Origin of the sequence: Serratia aquatilis, from assembly GCF_044865145.1 — a bacterium.
In the GTDB taxonomy this organism is placed as follows: Bacteria; Pseudomonadota; Gammaproteobacteria; order Enterobacterales; family Enterobacteriaceae; genus Chania; species Chania aquatilis.
On sequence record NZ_CP173186.1, the window covers coordinates 225,234 to 246,573 of the forward strand.

The window sequence follows — 21,340 nt, forward strand, 5'->3', positions numbered from 1 at the left end:
TATGTCTCTGGCAAAAGCATCGATTTGGACCGCAGGCTCCACACTGATTAAAATTGGCGTGGGGCTGTTGGTGGTTAAAATGTTGGCGGTGGCTTTCGGCCCAAGCGGTGTCGGGCAGGCGGGTAACTTCCGCCAACTGATTACCGTGTTGGGCGTGCTGTCCGGGGCCGGGATTTTTAATGGTATTACCAAGTATGTGGCGGAGTACCATCAGGATCCTCAGCGTTTACGCATGGCCGTGGGCACTGCTTCCAGTATTGTCCTGGGTTTTTCAACCCTGCTGGCGTTGGTCTTTCTGTTTGCCGCAGAGCCAATCAGCCGCGGCCTGTTCGGGCATGCTGAATATGTGAATGTGGTACGTGCAGTGGCCTTTATCCAAATGGGGATCGCCTACGCCAACCTTTTCCTGGCAATACTCAAAGGTTACCGCGACGCGATGGGGAATGCCCTAGCGGTGATCCTCGGTAGCCTGATCGGCGTGGTCGCTTTCACGCTGTGCTTTACCTTGGGCGGTTACGAAGGCGCACTGGCCGGGTTGGCATTGGTTCCGGCATTGGTGGTGTTACCGGCAAGTTTCTTGCTGTGGCGTCGCAAAGTGTTACCATTAAGCTATCTGGCACTGGCCTGGGACAAAGCCCTGGCCAGCCATCTTGGCAAGTTTACCATTATGGCACTGATCACCTCTGTGACCTTGCCGGTAGCCTATGTCATGATGCGTAACCTGCTGGCGACCCACTACAGTTGGGACGAGGTGGGGATTTGGCAAGGCGTGAGCAGTATCTCCGATGCCTATCTGCAATTTATTACCGCTTCTTTCACCGTTTACCTGCTGCCAACGTTGTCGCGCCTGCAGGAGAAAAGCGCCATTTCACAGGAAATCGTGCGCTCACTGAAGTTTGTGTTGCCCGCAGTGGCGGCAGCCAGTTTTACCGTTTGGCTGCTGCGTGATTTCGCCATTTGGCTGTTGTTCTCAGAAAAATTTGTCGCCATGCGCGATCTGTTTGCCTGGCAACTGGTGGGGGATGTGCTGAAGGTTGGCGCTTATGTCTTTGGCTATCTGGTGATCGCTAAAGCATCGCTGCGCTTTTATATTCTGACAGAGGTCAGCCAATTTACCTTGCTGACGCTGTTTTCGCACTGGCTTATCCCGCTGCATGGCGCATTGGGTGCTGCTCAGGCCTATATGGCAACCTACATCGTGTATTTCGCGCTTTGTTGCTGCGTATTCATTCTTTATCGTAGACGAGTATGACCATACTGATCCACGTACTGGGATCTGATATCCCGCATCATAATCAGACGGTGCTGCGCTTTTTCAATGATGTGCTGGCCGAACGACTGCCTGCTGAACAAGTGTGTCACTTTATGGTGGCAGCCAAGGATGTCGCGGCGTTAGGCGAATTTCCCAAACTGACTATCGATACTTTTTCAGGTAAAAAGCGCTTGGCCGAGGCAGTGATTGCTCGCGCTCAGGCTAACCGCAATAGCCGTTTCTTCCTGCACGGCCAGTTTAACGCAGCGCTGTGGTTGGCCTTGCTGAGTGGCAAAATCAAAGCACGACAGGTGAGCTGGCATATTTGGGGGGCCGATCTGTATGAAAATGCCACCAGTTGGAAATTCCGCCTGTTTTATATTCTGCGCCGTATTGCTCAGGGGCGGGTTGGTCGCGTGTTTGCGACGCGTGGCGATCTGATCCATTACAATCAGCGGCATGCTCGCGTTCCGGCATCATTGCTTTATTTCCCGACGCGAATGGATCCGGCATTAACCGGGATTGAGGTGGAAAAGAACCTGGCTGGGCCGATGACGATCCTGGTGGGAAACTCTGGTGATAAGACCAACCGCCATATAGAGGCGCTGCAGGCGATCCATCAGCAATTTGGTGACAATGTTCGGGTGATCGTCCCCATGGGTTATCCGGCCAATAACGACGCCTATATTGCACAGGTGCGTGAGGCGGGATTGAAACTGTTTGATGAGCAACGGTTGCAATTGCTGACCCAGCAAATAGCGTTTGATGATTATCTGAATATCCTGCGTGAATGCGATCTTGGCTATTTTATTTTTGATCGCCAACAGGGAGTGGGCACTCTGTGTCTGTTGATCCAGTTTGGCGTACCGTTTGTCCTCAGTCGCAAGAACCCATTTTGGCAAGATTTGGCTGAGCAACATCTGCCGGTATTGTTCTATGGCGACTCTCTGGATGAAGCCGTGGTTCGTGAGTCACAGCGCCAACTGGCGACGTTGGATAAACGGTCAATTGCCTTTTTCAATCCGAACTATGTTACTGGCTGGGAGCAGGCATTGACACTGGCTGCGGGAGAAAATCCATGACGCTGGCACAGTTTGGCGGGTTATTCGTTGTCTATTTGATCGGGGCGCTGTTTGTACTTACCCTGACCTATCAGGAATTTCGTCGCGTTCGTTTTAACTTTAACGTGTTCTTTTCCTTGCTTTACCTGCTAACGTTTTACTTTGGTTTTCCACTGACCTGCCTGCTGGTCTTCCGGTTCGATGTTGAGGTGGTACCGGTAGAATTTCTGCTGTATGCCATTCTCTCTGCTACCTGTTTTTACGCGATTTACTACGTTAGTTACAAGACACGGTTGCGTAAACGACAAAACCAACCTCCGAAGCCGCTTTTCACCATGACCAGAGTGGAAACGCATTTGACCTGGATACTGCTGGCGTTGGTGGCGATCGGTACCGTTGGTATCTTCTTCATGCAAAACGGTTTCCTACTGTTCAAGCTGAATTCCTACAGCCAGATCTTCTCCAGTGATGTGTCAGGGGTGGCGCTCAAACGCTTCTTCTACTTCTTCATCCCTGCCATGTTGGTGGTCTACTTCCTGCGGCAGGATGTGCGCGGCTGGTTGTTCTTCCTGGCGGCGACGGTAGCTTTTGGCATTCTGACTTATGTGATTGTGGGGGGCACCCGCGCCAATATTATCATCGCTTTTGCGTTGTTCCTGTTCATAGGTATCGTTCGTGGTTGGATCTCGTTGTGGATGCTGGTGGCCGCCGGCGTGTTCGGTATCGTAGGGATGTTCTGGCTGGCTCTGAAACGCTACAGCCTTGATGTCAGCGGCCCGGAGGCGTTTTACACCTTCCTGTATCTGACTCGCGATACCTTCTCGCCGTGGGAAAATCTGGCACTGTTACTGCAAAATTACGACAAGATCGATTTCCAGGGGCTGGCGCCGATTGTGCGCGATTTCTATGTGTTTATCCCCACCTGGCTATGGCCTGGGCGACCGGATCTGGTACTCAATACCGCTAACTACTTTACTTGGGAAGTGCTGGATAACCACTCAGGGCTGGCGATCTCGCCTACGCTGATCGGATCTCTGGTGGTCATGGGGGGGGTTCTGTTTATTCCGCTGGGAGCCATCGTGGTAGGGTTGATTATCAAGTGGTTCGACTGGCTGTATGAAATGGGGAAAAACGAACAGAACCGTTATAAGGCGGCTATTTTACAGGGATTCTGCTTTGGTGCGGTGTTCAATATCATCGTGCTGGCGCGTGAAGGGGTGGACTCGTTCGTTTCTCGAGTGGTGTTCTTCTGCCTCATTTTTGGTCTCTGTCTGGTTTTGGCAAAATTATTGTACTGGATGTTTGATACTGCCGGGCTGATCAAAGCACGCAGCATGCGTAAGCGTGCACAGGTTCCCACCGTCAGTACCCTTCTGCAAAGGTAAGAGTAACAATGGAAGCAAAAATTTCGGTTCCCAAATATGAGCTACGTGGTTTTAGCCTGTGGGGATTTCGTAATATGGCGCAGTGCATGGATTTTCTGTTTGAGGCAGGTGAGGTAAAACAGGGCACATTGGTGGCGATGAACGCGGAGAAAATCCTCAACGCAGAAACCGATCCCGCTCTGCACGCGCTTCTGGACGAGGCAGAGTATAAGTATGCAGATGGTATCAGCATGGTACGTTCGATCCGCCGTAAGTACCCTGGTGCGGACGTTTCTCGCGTTGCTGGGGCAGATTTGTGGGAAGCGATGATGCAACGTGCCGGGCAGGAAGGCGCTCCGGTGTTTCTGGTGGGTGGCAAGCCTGAGGTATTGGCAGAAACCGAGCACAAGCTGCGTAGCCAATGGAACGTTAACCTGGTGGGGAGCCAGGATGGTTATTTCAAACCGGAACAGCGTGATGCGCTGTTTGAACGGATCCGCGCCAGTGGTGCAGCAATTGTGACGGTGGCAATGGGATCACCCAAACAGGAGATCCTGATGCGTGACTGCCGCAAGGTACACCCACAGGCGCTCTATATGGGTGTAGGAGGCACTTACGACGTGTTTACTGGCCATGTGAAGCGTGCACCTAAGATATGGCAGAATCTTGGCCTGGAGTGGCTCTATCGCCTGCTCAGCCAGCCAAGCCGTATTCGGCGCCAGCTCAGGCTGCTTAAATTCGTTGGCTACTACTACACCGGCAGGATGTAGTTGGGGCGCAGGAGTAAATCCGTGCTGTTCTACTTCGGTTTGGTCGGACAACATCAGTTTGAAAACTGGGCGGAAAATCAGCGATAATGCCAGAGAAGCTGCCCTTGATTGCCCATTATGGTGCGATAGTGAGCAAAGCGTAATCAAACACAACATTTCTGCGAAAAAGCACTAGACAGGATTGGTATAAAACCGTAGTATCCCCACCCGCAACGGCGCTACGCGCCCGTAGCTCAGCTGGATAGAGCGCTGCCCTCCGGAGGCAGAGGTCTCAGGTTCGAATCCTGTCGGGCGCGCCATTAAGTTTGTGCGCAGGAGCTGCGGTGGTATGATTACCGCGTGAAGTAGTAGTAATGGTGGCTATAGCTCAGTTGGTAGAGCCCTGGATTGTGATTCCAGTTGTCGTGGGTTCGAGTCCCATTAGCCACCCCACTTTACCTGGTGGTAAAGTAAAGAATTGAAAGCGTTTTTGTGGCTGTGCGAAGGTGGCGGAATTGGTAGACGCGCTAGCTTCAGGTGTTAGTGTCCTTACGGACGTGAGGGTTCAAGTCCCTCTCTTCGCACCACACAAAATGTCTGATAAATTTTAATATTTACATAGACATAAGCTAGAAAATTCAGTAGCATCAGCAACAAGAAATCGGCGAGTAGCGCAGCTTGGTAGCGCAACTGGTTTGGGACCAGTGGGTCGGAGGTTCGAATCCTCTCTCGCCGACCAATTTCAAGAAAGCCCGCTTTTAAGCGGGCTTTTTTACGTCTGTAGTTTAAGATGCGCGAAGGCCAACCAAATTTGAAAACCCGCTCAGCAATGAACGGTTTTTTTGCTTTTGGGATTTTAAAGCTCATTGTTATGCAAGGTGCTGGGAAGAACAAAAGGTGGGGTTTGGAACAGTATAAATAAGCTCGACCTTCTGGAGCACTTCAGCCGGAAGTTGGCATTGCTCCAGATTCAGGTCATGTTATTTCAAGCTTGCATTACGCGGACGATCAGAGATTGATAGTACCGAAAGAAAAGTCTACTGCATTGAAAGCATTGATGATTTTGTTAATCAGTTTCATAATGGCGGTTCCGTAGAGTCATTGATAATGTGATACAAGTCACAATTAATAAATTACACCCTGTTGCGAATCCGATCAATTATTTTGTGATGCAAATCACAAAAATATCAAACCGTCGTTTTAATTTTAAAATCTCACTTCGGTAACACCCTGTTGTTTGACCTATTCAACCTGTCTCTTTTTAGCGTTGACAAGAAGGGTTGTTGTCGTCGACTTGAGACATTTAACTTGCTGATTTCAATTAATAAAAATGAATTATCGTTAACCCGTCGTTTTAAAGCGACAAAATCAGTGTGGTTCCAAAAAATGCCAACTGGGTAGCTCGCGCTGAAGCGAATAAAGAGAAAAAATATAAATTATTAAAATTCAGTGAGATAGATTTTTATTAATCTTGCTGGCATCGAACCATCAGGAGTTGGCACGCCAAGTGCAATATCTCTATTGTAGATGCTCATTCCATTTCTTATGTTCGCCTTAGGCCTCATAAACCCGGGAATGATGCAGAGCCGATTTTAAGGTGCCTATTGCCCACCTGAACGATGAAAGAGTTGCTTGCAACGGCTTCATCAAACTCCGGGCATAACGTTGAGTGAGGCACCACCTCAGTTGTCCTAGACCTGATTGCTTCTTTATACACTTGCCGCGAGGCAAGTGTTTTTTTTTGCCTGAAGACTGGCTGGATCACTTTGCGTTTTCCCGCAACTGCTATGCCGGGTTGTAGATATTGAGGCAAAAAAAGGGCGCTGCCAAATGGCGCGCCCTGATGGAATGATTGATGTGAAGGATTATTCGCCGTTTTGCTTCAGCGTCATCATTAGCCCTTCCCGACGCATCTGCGCGGCTTCATCGGGGCGGTGCAGTTTTTCCAATGCATCTGCCAACCAGGCATAGTCAAACGCATCAGGACGTTGCTGCAGGGCTTCACGGAATGCATCGCTGGCCTGCTGCCACTCGCCATGTTTCATTAGCAACTGCCCCAAAGTACTGCTCAACAGCGGTGTGGCACCGTGTTGCTTGATCTGTTGGCGCAAGGCTTTTTCCAACTGTTCCGGCATGCCAGACTTGATACGTGGGATCAGTAATACCAGCCGTTCGTCGTACTGGCGTTTCAGGCTGCTCAGCACTATTTCTTGCGCCAGTTGATGGTCGTCACACTCGATGAGGTGTTCCACCATCGCTACCTGCAGAGGAACTTCATGCCGTGTTTTACGGCTCTGATTTTTCCACCAACTTTTCAGACCTTCACTGCCTTCATCAGCCATGGCCTGATTCATCAGACCAATATAAGCCTGTTGCTGCAGCGCCTGAATTTCCTCTTCGCTATGCAAGTTGATTTTGCTCATCGAAGGGAGAATTTCCAGCAGTGAACTGTAAGCACCCGTTTGTAGGTAAGCCTGTTCGGCCAAACGTAACACTTCCGGATGACGCGGAGCCTGGTTTAGCAGGCGATCAATACCATGACGCGCAGCATGGGCTTCACCCTGAGCTATTTGGATACGTACACGAGTAATGTCGACCGGCAGTTGATCGGTATCGGCAGCTTCGGCGGCGCGTTCCAGATACTGGTTGGTACGGAAATCATCGCCGCGTTGTTGCGCCGCTTCCGCCGCGAGTAGGTAGTTAACTACCGGCTGCTCAGCATGGTCGGCATTGCGTGTCAGCAGCTTTTCGACCTGTTTGTAATCACCTTCGGCCAGTTTGAGGAACGCCGCCTTGGTCTGCTTACGTGCGCGGCTGCGTTTGCGGCCAACGAACCAACCTCGGGTCCTAGCACCGGTACGGAAGAGACGGCGTAGGATCCACTCAATGATAAACAGCACCAGAAACAGCAGAATGACCATAATCACCAGGCCAGTAACGCTGGTTTCAATATTGTAGTTATCGGTCTGAATCAATACATAGCCTTGGTGGCCGGCTAGCATCGGCCCTACCACAACGCTGGCGATTAACACCAGAAACAGGAAAAACATGCGTAACATGGCTTACCCCTCCTGGTGAGTGACTGGGGACTGTGCTAACAGGTTACGTACCCGGGTCTGCATCAGTTTTTCCAGCATTGGCTGGCTTTTCAATTGGGCCGGTACGTCCATGGAGATCGGTTGCTGGCTCAGACTATCCAACTCTTCCAGGAAAGCCTTGGTGGCCGGATCGGTGGTATCAAAGTATGCGCGTATCCAGGTAGATACAGTTTCCAACGATTGTTTATACACTTCGTTTTGATGACGAGGGATGGCCTGTGCGGCGATCAGCAGACGTGAACGGATGTTTTCACGCAGGTAGATATCCTGATTTGGTGCTAACAACGGCTCTGCAGCGGTATCCCGGCGGCGGATAGTGATGAATTCCGCCATAAAGTTGTGCCAGCTCTTGGTCAGGTTTTGGCGCCATTCGCTCAAGGAGGCGGACAGCTCACCGTCATCCTGATCCATTGGTGCTTCATCACTGTTGTTGTCTGCCAGACGCAGGTTATCCACCTGATTCGACAGTTGATTAACCTTCAGGATGATGCCGTCAAAGTCCACTTGAGCCACGGCTGAAAGTGAGCTGATATCTTCGGTAATAGTGCGGCGGAGCTCGATCAAACTCGGATCGTTCATCTCTGCCAGGCTGGCATCAGCACTTTTCAACAGCGCAGCGGCAGTGGTGACATCCTGATCGCTCCACAACTTGCGGCCAGCCATTTTCACCAGAAAATCGGCCTGAGCCAACAACCAGGTTTTGGCATCGCTACCGGAAATAGTGGCAATTTTATCCTGCAGCTCGTTCAGTTGGCGGGCCAGAGCTACCTGTTCGCGATCGGTGGCATCCAGCGTTTTCCCCTGTTGTTGCAGCAACCCTTCCAGCGCACTTTTTTCCTGCTGCTGGTTTTGTTTCAGATCGGCAAGTTGCGATTGCAAGGCCTGGTTGGCGGCAATCAATGCCTGCGCTTGATTGTGCGTGTGATAATAACCACCAGCACCTAACGCGATGACCAGCACGATAGCAATCGCGCCCAGCACTGGGCCGGTATTGCTACCTTTCCGGTTGTCAGCGTCTTGCTGAGGGCTCTTCTCGACCGCTGGGGTTGGCTCTTCAACCGGGGCGGATGGAGTGTTTTGTTCCGTCATAGTGGCACATCCCGTAGTCAGGTTATTGTAGCGCTCGCATTAGCGCGTCGTTATCGGCGTTATCAGCTACCCGAATCGTGTTCCAGCCCAACTCCAGGGCCAGGGTAGCCAGGCGTTCACTTACTACTATCAGACGGCAACGTAACAGCCAGGAAGAACGATAGTAATCAGGAACTAAAGTATAGAGTTGTTGTAACATTTCACCGCTGGTTACCACCAGCGTATCAACACCGGCACGCTGCCAGTATGCACTTTGCTCACTACCATCATAGTGCACCGGGCTGCGCCGATAGCATTCATAATAATTCACAATAGCCCCGCGCTCGGTCAAAGTATTACCGAGCAGCTCGCGGCCACCATTGCCGCGCATGATCAACACCTGCTTAGCGGCAAGTTGTTGCAGCGCCGGCATAAGTAATAGTGTCTCGCTGATTTCACGTCCACGCGGGTACTCGACCGGTTGGCTGCAAATACGGTGCATCGCCAGGGCAGTAGTACGGCCTATAGCATAGTAGGACAGATGACTGGGCCACCGAAGCCCGGCACGGTTGATCACCGAATCGGCATAGCTTACCGCGTGTTGTGATAGCACAAACACCAGATCGCCGTCATTCAGTTGTGCCAATGCCTGAGGTAGCTTCGGCAGGTCGGCACCGGGCGTAAAATCGATAAGCGGTGCATGAAAGGCAACACGGCCAAGTGTGCGCAGGCGGCCCACCAGTTGCTCCCCTGCTGGAGAGGGCCGGGTTACCAGAATAGTCATAACGGGGGATTTCCGTGGTAAACAGCGTGCAGGATCTCACGAGCACCCGCATTCAGCAACTCATCAGCCAGCTCTATGCCCATCTGTTCTGCCATGGTAACTGGCCCACGGCGTTCACCGCGAACCATTTGGCTACCGTCGGGAGCGCCAACCAGCGCACGCAACCAAAGTTGGTCGCCTGCCAATTCGGCATAGCTGCCGATGGGCACCTGGCATCCCCCTTCAAGCCGGGTATTCATTGCGCGCTCGGCACGAACGCGGATCTCGGTGGCGCTATGGTTGAGTGGTGCCAACAGTGCACGCGTTACCTTGTCGTCAAGGCGGCATTCGATACCAACTGCGCCCTGACCGACTGCCGGTAAAGATTCTTCCGCGCTCATTGGGCAGCGGATACGTTGCTCCAGTCCTAAACGCTTTAGCCCGGCAACGGCAAGAATTATGGCGTCGTAATCGCCATTATCCAGTTTGGCTAACCGGGTACCGACGTTACCCCGTAGATCGCGCACGATCAGGTCTGGGCGGCGTTCACGCAACTGGCATTGACGGCGCAGGCTTGAGGTGCCGACTACGCTGCCTTGTGGCAGATGATCGAGAGAGTTAAACCGGTTAGAAACAAAAGCATCGCGCGGATCGTCACGCTCGCAGATGGTCACCAGCCCCAACCCCTCAGGGAAGGCGACAGGCACATCTTTCATCGAGTGCACAGCTATATCAGCCCGGTCCTCCAGCAGAGCCAACTCCAGTTCTTTCACGAACAGGCCTTTGCCTCCGACTTTGGCCAACGGGGTATCCAGAATAATATCGCCGCGCGTGACCATTGGTACGAGTTCTACTTGTAGGCCTGGGTGGTTTGCAACCAGGCGCTCTTGCACATAATATGCTTGCCAGAGGGCCAGAGGGCTCTGCCGAGTGGCAATCCGAATGATTTTGTCTAGCATGTTTGTTACCGTTTTATAATTCGCCGTCTATCCTACCACTGAGTGCCAAAACTGTCAGTGCTAGAAGCCACAGGCGGAGAAAGGATAACGGAATCAATAGAACACGAGGGACTTTTATGCTGGCAAACGACACAGGTAAATTTTTTAAAAAAGCGGTAGGGTAAGTGTGTCGCTTTACCTCCTTTACGGTCAATGCGCAAGGTGTTAGATTGATCACGTTTCCAGCAATAAGTCGTCAAATAATCTTCTAACTAAAGGCGCCTGCGGAATACGGGGTTTTTTCAAGCATCGGGATAATTGGGCGAGACGTCTTGTACCTCTACATCGAGACACTGAAACAAAGACTGGATGCGATCAACCAACTACGTGTCGATCGCGCTCTGGCAGCCATGAAGCCTGCGTTCCAACGGGTTTACAGTTTGCTGCCTACTTTATTACACCACCATCACCCACTGATGCCGGGCTACCTCAACGGTAACGTTCCCCATGGCATCTGTCTTTATACGCCTGATGAGACGCAAACAGATTATCTCAATGATCTGGAAGAGAAATGGGGTAGTCCGTTTGAGAAAATGGCTACCGGAGAATTGCCGATTACCGGCCTTTATTCCATGGGCAGTACCTCATCAATCGGCCAGAGCTGCACCTCGGATCTGGATATCTGGGTATGCCACCAATCCTGGCTCGATAATGAAGAACGCAGCCGCTTGCAGCAAAAATGCACTTTATTAGAGAAGTGGGCGGCATCGATGGGGGTGGAAGTCAGCTTCTTCCTGATCGACGAAAACCGTTTCCGCCATAACGAAAGTGGAAGCTTGGGCGGGGAGGACTGTGGTTCGACCCAACATATCCTGTTGCTCGATGAGTTCTACCGTACGGCGGTGCGTCTGGCGGGTAAACGTATTCTGTGGAATATAGTCCCGGGCGATGAAGAACATCATTACGATGAATATGTGCTTTCGTTGTATGCGCAGGGTGTGTTAACGCCAAATGAATGGCTGGATCTCGGTGGATTGAGCACGCTCTCTGCTGAAGAGTATTTCGGTGCCAGCCTGTGGCAGTTGTACAAGAGTATCGACTCGCCCTACAAGGCCGTGTTGAAAACGCTCCTGCTTGAAGCGTATTCGTGGGAATACCCCAATACTCAACTGTTGGCGATGGGTATTAAGCATCGCTTTCATCGGGGTGAGATCGTCTGCTTTGGGTTGGATGCCTATTGTATGATGCTGGAACGGGTTACCCACTACCTGACTGAAATCAATGACACTGCCCGCCTTGATCTTGTCCGCCGCTGTTTCTACCTGAAAGTCTGCGAAAAACTCTCTCTGTATAACAATGCCAGTATCGTTTGGCGGCGTGAAATTCTCAACCAACTGGTCAGCGATTGGGGTTGGAGCCAAGAGCGGTTAGAGATATTGGATAACCGGGCTAACTGGAAAATCGAACGTGTGCGCGAGGCGCATAACGAACTATTGGATGCAATGATGCAAAGCTATCGTAATCTGATCCGCTTTGCTCGCCGTAACAATCTCAGTGTCAGTGCCAGTCCGCAGGATATCGGGGTATTGACCCGTAAACTTTACGCCGCATTTGAAGCGCTGCCGGGTAAAGTGACGCTGGTAAATCCGCAGATTTCACCGGATTTGTCCGAAAACGACTTAACCTTTATTCATGTGCCGGTTGGGCGTGCCAACCGTACGGGTTGGTATCTGTATAATCAGGCGCCAGATATGAGCTCGATCGTCAGCCATCAGCCACTGGAATATAACCGCTATCTTAATAAGCTGGTGGCCTGGGCCTATTTCAACGGCCTGTTGACACCACGGACTCGTCTGCATATCAAGAGCGGCAGTATTTGCGATATTGCTAAATTGCAGGAGTTGGTGGCGGATGTATCGCATCATTTCCCGCTGCGCCTGGCTTCTCCAACGCCGAAAGCACTCTATAGTCCGTGTGAGATCCGCCATTTGGCGATTATCGTCAATCTGGAGAGCGATCCGACGGCGGTTTTCCGCAATCAGGTGGTGCATTTTGACTTCCGCAAACTTGACGTGTTCAGTTTCGGCCAGCAACAACAATGCCTGGTTGGCAGCATTGATCTGCTCTATCGCAACTCGTGGAATGAAGTGCGCACACTGCACTTCAGCGGTGAGCAGGCGGTGCTTGAGGCGTTGAAAACCATTCTGGGTAAAATGCACCAGGATGCCGCGCCGCCAGAGTCGGTGGAGGTGTTCTGTTACAGTCAACACCTGCGTGGTCTGATCCGTACCCGTATCCAGCAGTTGGTTTCCGAGTGTATTGAGCTGCGCCTTTCCAGTACTCGTCTCGAACCGGGCCGTTTTAAAGCAGTACGCGTTGCCGGGCAAACCTGGGGCCTATTCTTTGAACGGCTGAGCGTTTCGGTGCAAAAACTTGAAAATGCGGTGGAGTTCTATGGGGCCATCTCCCATAACAAACTGCATGGCTTATCGATTAAAGTCGAAACCGAGCAGGTGCATTTACCGCCTGTTATTGATGGGTTTGCCAGTGAGGGGATTATCCAGTTCTTCTTCGAAGATACCAGGGATGATAAAGGCTTCAATATTTATATTCTGGACGAATCGAACCGGGTTGAGGTTTATCACCATTGTGAAGGCAGCAAAGAAGAGTTGGTGCGCGACGTGAGCCGTTTTTACTCCTCATCGCACGACCGCTTCACCTACGGTTCCAGCTTCATCAACTTCAATTTGCCGCAGTTCTACCAGATTGTTCAGCTTGATGGCCGTACCCAAGTGATCCCCTTCCGCAGCAATGCGTTGTCGAACCTCTGTGTCACCGTTTCTGAAAGCAATCTTGTGCTGCCGCTTAAGAAACAATTCCAGTTACACTGAGAAACCTTGAGGGTGCCAGAATGTCGCGCCTCTCAGTGTAATATCAGCTAAAACCGATCGCCTCTCCAGCCTGTGCGCTGGCAGCTTCGCTCAGTAATTCGTAAAAGGCCCGGCCACTACGATCGCAGAGCCAGACACCTTCACGGTAGTTAAAGTGATACCCCCCGGCTTTAGTGGCCAACCACACTTGATGCAGTGGTTCTTGGCGGTTGATAACAATTTTGGTGCCGTTTTCGAAGCTCAGCGTCATTACGCCGCCATTGGTCTCGTAATCGATATCCGCATCACCATCGAATTCGTCCAGTGTCTCTTCAATATTCAGCATTAGTTGGTCGGCCAACTGGTGAAACTCGCTATCGTTCATTTCGATTCCTATTGCTTTTCATGATCCACCTGCGATTATAGTGAGCTTGGACGCATGAATGACAGGCATTAATGCAAATGAAAAAACAACTACGCTATGCGCTGATGGCCGTTGTGCTGGCAGGGCTCTCTGGCTGCGGCATGAAAGGCCCACTGTATTTCCCGCCGAATGACAAACCGGCAAAACAACCTACGACAAACGCAGACAGCGTAGGTCAAAACCAGCAAGGATCCACCGGGACTCAGCAAAAGAACCAGTAGCGGCCTGATTTTGGTGGCCAGCGTCACCGTGGGTATCAGACGGATAGCGCGTCCAGATAGCGGAGTATGATATGCAGTTCTCCAAAATGCACGGTCTGGGCAACGACTTTATGGTGGTCGATGCCGTAACACAGAATGTCTATTTTTCACCTGAGCTGATCCGCCGTTTGGCCGACCGGCACTTGGGCGTCGGTTTTGACCAGATGTTGCTGGTTGAACCCCCCTACGACCCTGAACTCGATTTTCATTACCGCATTTTCAATGCGGACGGCAGCGAGGTGGCACAATGTGGCAACGGAGCCCGCTGCTTTGCTCGCTTTGTGCGGTTAAAAGGGCTGACTAACAAACGTGATATCCGGGTTAGCACCCAGACCGGGCGTATGGTGTTAAGCGTAACCGATGATGATCGGGTCTGCGTCAATATGGGCGAACCTAACTTCGAACCGCAGGTTGTTCCGTTCCGCGCTACCAAAGCGGAAAAAACCTACATTATGCGCGCTGCTGAACATACGGTGTTATGCGGTGTGGTTTCCATGGGTAATCCACACTGTGTTTTACAGGTGGATGATGTGAAAACTGCCAAGGTAGAACTGCTGGGCCCGGTCCTTGAGGGGCACGAGCGCTTCCCTGAGCGTGCCAACATCGGCTTTATGCAAGTGATCAGCCGTGAACACATCAAACTGCGCGTTTATGAGCGTGGGGCAGGCGAGACGCAAGCTTGCGGAAGTGGGGCCTGTGCCGCGGTAGCGGTTGGGATCCAACAGGAGTTGCTGTCAGAAGAGGTTCATGTAGAACTTCCCGGCGGCAGTCTGCATATTCGCTGGAAAGGGCCTGGGAATCCGTTGTTTATGACTGGCCCGGCAACCCATGTTTATGACGGGTTTATTCATCTATGAAGCGGTTTGAAGAGCAAGTAACGGCAGGCGTTGAGCTTGATGACGATACGGTAATGCAATACTTGCAGCAGAATCCGGATTTTTTTATCCGTAATGCGCGTTTGGTTGAACAGATGCGGGTGCCTCATCCGGTTCGTGGCACGGTATCGCTGGTGGAGTGGCATCTGGCGCGTCAGCGCAACCATATCGCCCAGTTGGAAGAAGAGATCACCTTGCTGATGGAGCAGGCTAGCGCCAATGAGCAACTGTTTTCCCGTCTCTTGCTTTTGCATACCGATCTGGCCACTGCCAGTAGCTTGCAGGATATGCTGGAGCGATTGCAACAGTGGGCACGCGGATTGGGTCTGGCAGGGGCGAGTATTCGCCTGTTTACCGACCGTTGGAATATCGGGGCACCGTCAGATTTTACCCATCTTGGCTTGACGCGATCTTCATTTGAACCGTTGCGTATTCAACGTCTGGGTAACCGGAACCACTACCTCGGCGGCCTTAATGGCTCCGAACTGCTGTTGTTATTACCCGAGGCCAGGCAGGTGGGATCCGTTGCCTTGTCGTTGCTGGGGGAGCATGGCGATCTTGGCCTGGTGATTTTCAGCAGTCGAGATGCACAGCACTATCAGCAAGGAATGGGCACGGCGATGCTCAACCAACTCACGCGTTCGCTGCCGGAACTGCTTGCACGCTGGATAGAACGCGCATGACTACCTTAGCGGCCAACCTGCAGCAGCCGGTGGACGCATTCCTGCGCTATCTGAAGGTTGAGCGCCAACTTAGCCCGCTGACACAAATCAGCTATTCGCGCCAACTGCAGGCGTTGATCGTCATGGCGAGTGAGTTGGGCGTTAGCGAATGGCCGATGCTCGATGCAGCCAGAGTGCGACAACTGGCGGCTCGCAGTAAACGCGCCGGGTTGAACGCTTCCAGCCGGGCATTGCGCCTTTCAGCGTTGCGCAGCTTTCTCAATTGGCTGGTCAGCCAAGGCGTGCTGAGTGCTAACCCTGCCAAAGGCATCCGCACACCTCGCAGTGGCCGTCATTTACCCAAGAATATCGACGTTGATGAAATGAACCAACTGCTGGATATCGATCTCAATGATCCTTTAGCGGTTCGCGATCGTGCCATGCTTGAAGTGATGTACGGCGCCGGGTTGCGTCTTTCGGAACTGGTGGGGTTGGATTGCCGCCATGTCGATCTGGTGGCCGGCGAAATCTGGGTAATGGGTAAAGGCAGCAAGGAGCGTAAATTACCGGTAGGCCGCACGGCGGTAACCTGGTTGGGGCATTGGCTGGCGTTGCGCGAGCTGTTTGCACCGGCAGATGATGCGATGTTTCTTTCCAATCAAGGCAAGCGGATCTCGGCCCGCAATGTGCAAAAACGTTTTGCTGAATGGGGCGTCAAACAGGGCGTTAACAGCCATATCCACCCGCACAAGCTGCGCCATTCCTTTGCCACGCATATGTTGGAATCCAGTGGCGATCTGCGTGCGGTGCAGGAATTATTGGGCCATGCCAACCTGACAACCACGCAAATTTATACCCACCTCGACTTTCAACATCTGGCGAACGTGTATGATGCCGCGCATCCGCGCGCCAAACGGGGGAAATCCTGATGCATTTCTATCGCCCGCTGCGTCCGTTTGCAGCAATAACTTTCGATCTGGACGACACGCTGTATGACAATCGTCCGGTGATCAAGCAGACTGAACAGCAGTCTGTGGCTTTTCTGCAGAATTACCACCCTGGGCTGAGCCACTTCCAATCGGAGGATTTTCATCGTTTGCGTCAGGAACTGCGTGAACAGGATCCCGAGATTTACCACGACGTCACCCAATGGCGCTGGCGAGCGGTCCATCTGGCGTTGAGTCGCCAGGGGGTGTGCGACGTAGAGGCATCCCGCGGGGCGGACGCGGCAATGCAGAACTTTGCCTTGTGGCGCAGCCGCATCGATATACCGCAAGCCACCCATAAGACATTACAGGTGCTAGGGCAGCGTTATCCGCTGGTGGCGATCACCAACGGTAATGCCGATCCGGCTCAGTGTGGTCTGGGGGAATACTTCCAGTTTGTGCTGCGTTCGGGGCCAGATGGCCGTGCCAAGCCGTATGGTGATATGTATCAGTTGGCTGCCGAGAAGCTGGAGATAGCGCCCGAAAATATCTTGCATGTGGGGGATGATCTGACCACCGACGTTGCCGGAGCACTGCGCTCAGGCCTGCAAGCCTGCTGGATCAATGACCGCCAACGCAGTCTGATGCAGGCCAGCGATAGCCGTTTGCTGCCACATATTGAGATTTCGCAGTTGGCATCGCTAACAGCATTGTTATAATCCCACCAGAAATCTGTATAAATTCACAGTGGAGAGCCCGTTCAACACGGGTTTTCCCTTTACCAATCAATGGTGCTTATGGACGTTTCCGATCTGCTCGACAGCATGAATGATAAACAACGTGAAGCCGTGGCCGCGCCACGCAGCAACCTGTTGGTGCTGGCCGGTGCAGGCAGTGGAAAGACGCGGGTGCTGGTGCATCGTATTGCCTGGTTATTGGCGGTAGAGAACTGTTCACCCTATTCAATTATGGCCGTGACCTTTACCAACAAGGCGGCGGCGGAAATGCGTCATCGTATCGAGCACCTGATTGGTACCAGCCAGGGCGGCATGTGGATCGGCACCTTCCATGGTCTGGCACACCGCCTGCTTCGCGCCCACCATATGGATGCCAAGCTGCCACAGGATTTCCAGATCCTCGACAGCGAAGATCAACTGCGCTTGCTCAAGCGTATCGTCCGGGCGTTGAACATTGATGAGAAGCAGTGGCCGCCGCGTCAGGCGATGTGGTACATAAACGGCAAGAAAGACGACGGCCTGCGCCCACAACACATTGAAAGCTATGGCAACCCGGTGGAAGCTACCTGGCTGCGGATTTATCAGGCCTATCAGGAGGCCTGTGACCGCGCAGGGTTGGTCGATTTTGCCGAGTTACTGCTGCGCGCCCATGAGCTTTGGCTGAACAAGCCACATATCCTCAATCATTACCGCGAGCGCTTCACCAATATTCTGGTTGACGAGTTTCAGGATACCAACCGTATTCAGTACGCCTGGATCCGTCTGTTGGCGGGCGACAAAGCCAATGTGATGATTGTGGGGGACGACGATCAGTCAATCTATGGCTGGCGCGGTGCGCAGGTGGAAAACATCCAGCGTTTCCTGAAGGACTTCCCGGCTGCGGAAACGGTGCGCTTGGAACAGAATTACCGTTCTACCAGCAATATCCTGAAGGCCGCCAATACGTTGATTGCCAACAATGACGGCCGTTTGGGGAAAAACCTGTGGACCGAAGGGGCCGAGGGTGACCCGATCTCGATTTACTGCGCCTTTAACGAACTGGATGAAGCACGCTTTGTGGTCAACCGCATCAAGGCTTGGCAGGACAACGGTGGTGCCTTGAACGATTGTGCCATCCTATACCGTAGCAACGCCCAATCGCGGGTGCTGGAAGAAGCTCTGCTACAGACCTCCATGCCATACCGAATCTATGGCGGCATGCGCTTTTTTGAACGGCAAGAGATTAAAGATGCGCTGGCCTACTTGCGCCTGATGGCCAACCGCAACGACGATGCCGCTTTTGAACGCGTAGTGAATACTCCAACGCGTGGTATTGGCGATCGTACACTCGACGTGGTGCGGCAAACGGCGCGGGACCGCCAATTGACGCTGTGGCAGGCTACGCGTGCGCTGCTGCAGGATAAAGTGTTGGCTGGCCGCGCGGCATCTTCCCTTCAGCGGTTTATCGAACTGGTGGACTCGCTGGCACAAGAAACGGCAGAAATGCCGTTGCATGTGCAGACCGATCGTGTGATCCGCGATTCGGGCCTGTTTATCATGTATGAACAGGAAAAAGGTGAGAAGGGCCAGGCACGTATCGAAAACCTTGAGGAACTGGTGACGGCAACGCGCCAATACAGCTATCAGGATGAAGATCAGGATCTGATGCCACTGCAGGCGTTCCTGTCCCATGCGGCGCTAGAAGCGGGAGAGGGGCAAGCCGATGCCTATCAGGATGCGGTGCAACTGATGACCTTGCACTCTGCCAAAGGTCTGGAATTCCGTCAGGTATTTATTGTTGGCATGGAAGAGGGCATGTTCCCAAGCCAGATGTCATTGGATGAAGGTGGCAGGCTGGAAGAGGAACGCCGTCTTGCCTACGTTGGCCTGACACGTGCAATGCAGAAATTGACGCTGACCTACGCAGAAACCCGCCGCCTTTATGGTAAAGAGGTGTACCACCGCCCATCCCGTTTTATCGGTGAGATCCCGGAAGAGTGTGTGGAGGAGGTCCGCCTGCGAGCCAGCGTTTCCCGTTCGGTAAGCCACCGCCGGATGGGTACTCCCATCAGCGAAAACGATACGGGCTATAAACTGGGCCAGCGCGTGCGCCATGCGAAGTTTGGCGAGGGGACCATCGTTAACCTGGAAGGCAGTGGCGAACACAGCCGTTTGCAGATTGCATTTCAGGGGGAAGGTATCAAGTGGCTGGTGGCTGCCTATGCCAAGCTGGAAACGGTATAAATATACTCGTCATACTTCGAGCTGCATGTGTGTTGGCTGCACCCGCTCACCCCAGTCACTTACCTGAGTAAGCTCCTGGGGACTCACGGCCTTGCCGCCTTCATGCAACTCGAATTATTTAGAGTATATTCGCGCTATGTTTGAAGTGTTTCGTTTACCGTTTTTCAGTGGGTAAAGCGGTCGCCGACTTTGGCGGTGGCATACCAGCGCATAACGGCTTCAATACCCTGGCCGCCTTCCGGTGGTGCCCAATCCATGCAGTCCTCCTCGGACAGAGCCTGGTACGGGCCGCGTTTCACTTCAAATACCACGCCGCCCGGATCGACAGACAGCACCGCATGCCATGTAGAAGCAGGCATCTCCAGCACTTTGGTTTCTTCACCCAGCATGGTGCGCTGCGTGACAACACCATCGTCGTTGAACTGCAATACCACAAAGCGGCCACGTAATGGGGTGAGTAATTCCCAGGTTTGCGGGTGGCGGTGAGGGCGAATATAGGTACCTGGCTCCATGGCGATCGCTAGGCGTTGTACCGTGTCGCTTAACTCTTCATGCAAAGTGCGATGGGCACGCAGACGTGGTAAGGTGGCTGCCTGTTCGCTCATTGTTGTCAGGTCGTGGGCAGTAATCTGTTTCATGTCGTCATTCCGCAATGTTTTTGTGGCCTAATCTTAGCAATTTTCCTGCGAGCGGGCAGAGATCGCTGCATGTTTTTCTGCATGGTCTAATCTTAGCCGGTAAAGCGTGAGACACAGTGATGGAATGTTGCGCGATTATGCTGCCTTACGTGTTGACAGACTTTTTCGTCTCGGCGTAACATGCGCGAACTATTATCAATGAGGACATATGCCTTGGACACACCCAGTAGATACTGGCTCACTGACCTGAACTACAGGTACAACTTCTAAGGCTATCCCATTGCGCTGATACCCTTTGTGGTTGTCGGCGACCTTCTTTAGTGTCGCTCTGAGCCAGTTCTCTTTATGGTCTGGAACGAGCTGGTATTTACATTCCCCCTCGATTTCTGTGCTTCAACGCGTTGTTTATAACCCCGTCATCATAAGGGAGTTCTGGCACATGCTAAGCGCTTTTAAACTAGAAAACAGCCGGTTATCCCGTTTGGAGTTGGATGATGCCGATGATCTGACCTCGTCACTGTGGGTTGATCTGGTTGAGCCGGAAGAAGGCGAACGCGAGCGCGTGCAAAATGAGCTGGGCCAGAGCCTGGCAACCAGCCCGGAACTGGATGATATCGAAGCATCCGCGCGTTTTTTCGAAGATGATGATGGCCTGCATATTCACTCTTTTTTCTATTTTGAAGATGCGGAAGATCATGCGGGTAACTCCACCGTGGCATTCACTATTCGTGATGGTCGCCTATACACCCTGCGCGAGCGTGAATTGCCCGCTTTCCGTCTTTACCGGATGCGTGCACGCAACATGAAAATGGTTGATGGCAATGCTTACGAGCTATTGCTGGATCTGTTTGAAACCAAGATTGAACAGTTGGCTGATGAGATCGAGAACGTTTACAGCGATCTGGAAAAACTGAGCCGTGTAATTATGGAAGGCCGTCAGGGCGACGAATATGATGAAGCCCTGTCAACGCTGGCGGAACTGGAAGACATTGGCTGGAAGGTGCGTCTGTGTCTGATGGATACCCAGCGCGCACTGAATTTCCTGGTACGCAAGGCGCGTTTGCCAACTAGCCAGCTCGATCAGGCGCGGGAAATCTTGCGTGATATCGAGTCCCTGCTGCCTCATAACGAATCACTGTTCCAGAAGGTGAACTTCCTGATGCAGGCGGCGATGGGTTTTATCAATATCGAACAGAACCGTATCATCAAGATCTTCTCGGTGGTTTCCGTTGTGTTCCTGCCGCCCACGCTGGTCGCTTCAAGCTATGGCATGAACTTTGAGTTCATGCCCGAGTTGCGCTGGTCATTCGGTTATCCTGGCGCTATCGGTTTGATGATCGTGGCAGGATTGGCTCCTTACCTCTATTTCAAACGTAAAAACTGGCTGTAAGCAAGGCCACGCGCATTTTGTTAGTTGTGGTTCGCGGTTTCG

At 52.4% G+C, this 21,340-nt stretch carries 19 protein-coding genes and 4 tRNA genes; 17 read left to right on the forward strand and 6 right to left on the reverse strand.

The genetic code is table 11. The annotated features are described in order from the left end of the window. The first annotated feature begins 1 nt into the window (after position 1). The 8 genes from wzxE to SAQUA_RS01005 all read left to right on the forward strand — a co-directional run bounded on the left by wzxE (position 2) and on the right by SAQUA_RS01005 (position 5,165). Positions 2-1,252 carry a lipid III flippase WzxE gene (gene wzxE / locus SAQUA_RS00970; protein ID WP_380673873.1) on the forward strand — a complete coding sequence of 417 codons (1,251 nt, stop codon included), beginning with the start codon at positions 2-4 and terminating at the stop codon, positions 1,250-1,252. Beyond that, the gene (locus tag SAQUA_RS00975) at positions 1,249-2,334 is read left to right on the forward strand and encodes a TDP-N-acetylfucosamine:lipid II N-acetylfucosaminyltransferase (protein WP_380673768.1); all 1,086 of its coding nucleotides are present in this window, start codon (positions 1,249-1,251) and stop codon (positions 2,332-2,334) included. The genes wzxE and SAQUA_RS00975 overlap by 4 nt, the downstream gene beginning before the upstream one ends. Then, a complete protein-coding gene (gene wzyE / locus SAQUA_RS00980; protein ID WP_380673767.1) occupies positions 2,331-3,698 on the forward strand; it encodes an ECA oligosaccharide polymerase in 1,368 nt (455 codons plus the stop codon). The genes SAQUA_RS00975 and wzyE overlap by 4 nt, the downstream gene beginning before the upstream one ends. Positions 3,699-3,706: 8 nt before the next feature. Next, the gene (wecG, locus tag SAQUA_RS00985) at positions 3,707-4,447 is read left to right on the forward strand and encodes a lipopolysaccharide N-acetylmannosaminouronosyltransferase (RefSeq protein WP_380673766.1); all 741 of its coding nucleotides are present in this window, start codon (positions 3,707-3,709) and stop codon (positions 4,445-4,447) included. A gap of 222 nt (positions 4,448-4,669) precedes the next feature. Next, positions 4,670-4,746, forward strand: a tRNA-Arg gene (locus SAQUA_RS00990). A gap of 57 nt (positions 4,747-4,803) precedes the next feature. After that, positions 4,804-4,879, forward strand: a tRNA-His gene (locus SAQUA_RS00995). A gap of 47 nt (positions 4,880-4,926) precedes the next feature. Next, positions 4,927-5,013: transfer RNA gene (locus SAQUA_RS01000), tRNA-Leu, on the forward strand. A gap of 75 nt (positions 5,014-5,088) precedes the next feature. Beyond that, a tRNA-Pro gene (locus SAQUA_RS01005) sits at positions 5,089-5,165 on the forward strand. Between the two features lie 1,126 nt (positions 5,166-6,291). On the opposite strand, the gene hemY is transcribed toward SAQUA_RS01005, so the two are convergent. The 4 genes from hemY to hemC are packed head-to-tail and all read right to left on the reverse strand — an operon-like array spanning position 6,292 to position 10,314. Beyond that, complete coding sequence (gene hemY / locus SAQUA_RS01010; protein ID WP_380673765.1) at positions 6,292-7,485, reverse strand: protoheme IX biogenesis protein HemY; 1,194 nt, start codon at positions 7,483-7,485, stop codon at positions 6,292-6,294. A 3-nt stretch (positions 7,486-7,488) separates the two neighbouring features. Further along, positions 7,489-8,613: a uroporphyrinogen-III C-methyltransferase gene (gene hemX / locus SAQUA_RS01015; RefSeq protein ID WP_380673764.1), complete on the reverse strand. Its 1,125-nt coding sequence runs from the start codon at positions 8,611-8,613 to the stop codon at positions 7,489-7,491. Positions 8,614-8,635: 22 nt separating this feature from the next. Continuing rightward, complete coding sequence (gene hemD / locus SAQUA_RS01020; protein WP_380673763.1) at positions 8,636-9,376, reverse strand: uroporphyrinogen-III synthase; 741 nt, start codon at positions 9,374-9,376, stop codon at positions 8,636-8,638. After that, positions 9,373-10,314, reverse strand: a complete 942-nt coding sequence (hemC, locus tag SAQUA_RS01025) for a hydroxymethylbilane synthase (protein ID WP_380673762.1) — start codon at positions 10,312-10,314, stop codon at positions 9,373-9,375. The genes hemD and hemC overlap by 4 nt, the downstream gene beginning before the upstream one ends. 311 nt (positions 10,315-10,625) lie before the next feature. Between hemC and SAQUA_RS01030 the strand changes: the two genes are divergently transcribed. Beyond that, complete coding sequence (locus SAQUA_RS01030) at positions 10,626-13,184, forward strand: class I adenylate cyclase (RefSeq protein ID WP_380673761.1); 2,559 nt, start codon at positions 10,626-10,628, stop codon at positions 13,182-13,184. Positions 13,185-13,227: 43 nt separating this feature from the next. Here the strand turns inward: SAQUA_RS01030 and cyaY are convergent, their stop codons facing one another. After that, positions 13,228-13,548: an iron donor protein CyaY gene (gene cyaY / locus SAQUA_RS01035; protein WP_380673760.1), complete on the reverse strand. Its 321-nt coding sequence runs from the start codon at positions 13,546-13,548 to the stop codon at positions 13,228-13,230. 77 nt (positions 13,549-13,625) lie between these two features. Here cyaY and SAQUA_RS01040 point away from each other — a divergent pair, with 77 nt between their 5' ends. The 6 genes from SAQUA_RS01040 (at position 13,626) to uvrD (ending at position 19,270) form a co-directional block, all read left to right on the forward strand. After that, positions 13,626-13,808, forward strand: coding sequence for a lipoprotein (locus SAQUA_RS01040; protein WP_380673759.1), 183 nt, complete (start codon positions 13,626-13,628; stop codon positions 13,806-13,808). 71 nt (positions 13,809-13,879) lie between these two features. After that, positions 13,880-14,704 carry a diaminopimelate epimerase gene (gene dapF, locus SAQUA_RS01045; RefSeq protein WP_380673758.1) on the forward strand — a complete coding sequence of 275 codons (825 nt, stop codon included), beginning with the start codon at positions 13,880-13,882 and terminating at the stop codon, positions 14,702-14,704. After that, positions 14,701-15,405, forward strand: a complete 705-nt coding sequence (locus tag SAQUA_RS01050; RefSeq protein WP_380673757.1) for a DUF484 domain-containing protein — start codon at positions 14,701-14,703, stop codon at positions 15,403-15,405. The genes dapF and SAQUA_RS01050 overlap by 4 nt, the downstream gene beginning before the upstream one ends. Beyond that, a complete protein-coding gene (gene xerC, locus SAQUA_RS01055; protein ID WP_380673756.1) occupies positions 15,402-16,313 on the forward strand; it encodes a tyrosine recombinase XerC in 912 nt (303 codons plus the stop codon). Before SAQUA_RS01050 ends, xerC begins: the two co-directional genes overlap by 4 nt. After that, positions 16,313-17,029, forward strand: coding sequence for a 5-amino-6-(5-phospho-D-ribitylamino)uracil phosphatase YigB (gene yigB, locus SAQUA_RS01060; protein WP_380673755.1), 717 nt, complete (start codon positions 16,313-16,315; stop codon positions 17,027-17,029). The genes xerC and yigB overlap by 1 nt, the downstream gene beginning before the upstream one ends. A 78-nt stretch (positions 17,030-17,107) precedes the next feature. Continuing rightward, positions 17,108-19,270, forward strand: coding sequence for a DNA helicase II (gene uvrD, locus SAQUA_RS01065; protein ID WP_380673754.1), 2,163 nt, complete (start codon positions 17,108-17,110; stop codon positions 19,268-19,270). Positions 19,271-19,434: 164 nt separating this feature from the next. Here the strand turns inward: uvrD and SAQUA_RS01070 are convergent, their stop codons facing one another. Further along, the gene (locus tag SAQUA_RS01070) at positions 19,435-19,908 is read right to left on the reverse strand and encodes a WbuC family cupin fold metalloprotein (protein WP_380673753.1); all 474 of its coding nucleotides are present in this window, start codon (positions 19,906-19,908) and stop codon (positions 19,435-19,437) included. A gap of 198 nt (positions 19,909-20,106) precedes the next feature. On the opposite strand from SAQUA_RS01070, the gene ysgD reads away from it, so the two are divergent. After that, complete coding sequence (ysgD, locus tag SAQUA_RS01075) at positions 20,107-20,178, forward strand: YsgD/CorL family protein (protein ID WP_404413227.1); 72 nt, start codon at positions 20,107-20,109, stop codon at positions 20,176-20,178. Positions 20,179-20,347: 169 nt separating this feature from the next. After that, positions 20,348-21,298 (forward strand): magnesium/cobalt transporter CorA, encoded by a 951-nt coding sequence (corA, locus tag SAQUA_RS01080; protein ID WP_380673751.1) that lies wholly within the window; start codon positions 20,348-20,350, stop codon positions 21,296-21,298. Positions 21,299-21,340 lie beyond the last annotated feature (42 nt).

What these genes read in the sequence shown, in the direction of transcription:
- hemY (WP_380673765.1), bottom strand. Translation starts at nt 7,485, where the DNA reads ATGTTACGCATGTTTTTCCTGTTTCTGGTGTTAATCGCCAGCGTTGTG.
- wzyE (WP_380673767.1), top strand. Translation starts at nt 2,331, where the DNA reads ATGACGCTGGCACAGTTTGGCGGGTTATTCGTTGTCTATTTGATCGGG.
- dapF (WP_380673758.1), top strand. Translation starts at nt 13,880, where the DNA reads ATGCAGTTCTCCAAAATGCACGGTCTGGGCAACGACTTTATGGTGGTC.
- hemX (WP_380673764.1), bottom strand. Translation starts at nt 8,613, where the DNA reads ATGACGGAACAAAACACTCCATCCGCCCCGGTTGAAGAGCCAACCCCA.
- hemD (WP_380673763.1), bottom strand. Translation starts at nt 9,376, where the DNA reads ATGACTATTCTGGTAACCCGGCCCTCTCCAGCAGGGGAGCAACTGGTG.
- SAQUA_RS01070 (WP_380673753.1), bottom strand. Translation starts at nt 19,908, where the DNA reads ATGAAACAGATTACTGCCCACGACCTGACAACAATGAGCGAACAGGCA.
- uvrD (WP_380673754.1), top strand. Translation starts at nt 17,108, where the DNA reads ATGGACGTTTCCGATCTGCTCGACAGCATGAATGATAAACAACGTGAA.
- SAQUA_RS01040 (WP_380673759.1), top strand. Translation starts at nt 13,626, where the DNA reads ATGAAAAAACAACTACGCTATGCGCTGATGGCCGTTGTGCTGGCAGGG.
- corA (WP_380673751.1), top strand. Translation starts at nt 20,348, where the DNA reads ATGCTAAGCGCTTTTAAACTAGAAAACAGCCGGTTATCCCGTTTGGAG.
- hemC (WP_380673762.1), bottom strand. Translation starts at nt 10,314, where the DNA reads ATGCTAGACAAAATCATTCGGATTGCCACTCGGCAGAGCCCTCTGGCC.
- SAQUA_RS01050 (WP_380673757.1), top strand. Translation starts at nt 14,701, where the DNA reads ATGAAGCGGTTTGAAGAGCAAGTAACGGCAGGCGTTGAGCTTGATGAC.
- SAQUA_RS00975 (WP_380673768.1), top strand. Translation starts at nt 1,249, where the DNA reads ATGACCATACTGATCCACGTACTGGGATCTGATATCCCGCATCATAAT.
- wecG (WP_380673766.1), top strand. Translation starts at nt 3,707, where the DNA reads ATGGAAGCAAAAATTTCGGTTCCCAAATATGAGCTACGTGGTTTTAGC.
- wzxE (WP_380673873.1), top strand. Translation starts at nt 2, where the DNA reads ATGTCTCTGGCAAAAGCATCGATTTGGACCGCAGGCTCCACACTGATT.
- yigB (WP_380673755.1), top strand. Translation starts at nt 16,313, where the DNA reads ATGCATTTCTATCGCCCGCTGCGTCCGTTTGCAGCAATAACTTTCGAT.
- cyaY (WP_380673760.1), bottom strand. Translation starts at nt 13,548, where the DNA reads ATGAACGATAGCGAGTTTCACCAGTTGGCCGACCAACTAATGCTGAAT.
- xerC (WP_380673756.1), top strand. Translation starts at nt 15,402, where the DNA reads ATGACTACCTTAGCGGCCAACCTGCAGCAGCCGGTGGACGCATTCCTG.